A 243-nucleotide genomic window follows, 5' to 3' on the forward strand; every position below is an offset into this window, starting at 1 on the left:
AGGTTCGACCAGACGCGCCAGGTGCTTGTCAGCGTCGGCCCGCTGGTGAACCAACAACCGCTGCCGGCTCTCGACCAATAGCGCAGGTACAGGGGTAGCGTTTCATGGCACTCTAGGCAGGCACATCACGAGTCGCCCAGCATGCCCAGCCTCACTGCCCATTTTCGCCCGGCCGTCGGCCGGTCCAATCCGCACCTGCAAACCTTGTGGGGCCCGCTCTGGCGCAAGCTGCCAGCGCTGGAG

At 65.4% G+C, this 243-nt stretch carries 1 pseudogene; it reads left to right on the top strand.

The features are described from left to right. Positions 1 to 141: 141 nt before the first annotated feature. A pseudogene (locus SB765_RS32955) lies at positions 142 to 243 on the top strand (hydrolase); the annotation flags it as partial.

Source organism: Pseudomonas sp. SIMBA_067, from assembly GCF_046534675.1.
Taxonomy (GTDB): domain Bacteria; phylum Pseudomonadota; class Gammaproteobacteria; order Pseudomonadales; family Pseudomonadaceae; genus Aquipseudomonas; species Aquipseudomonas putida.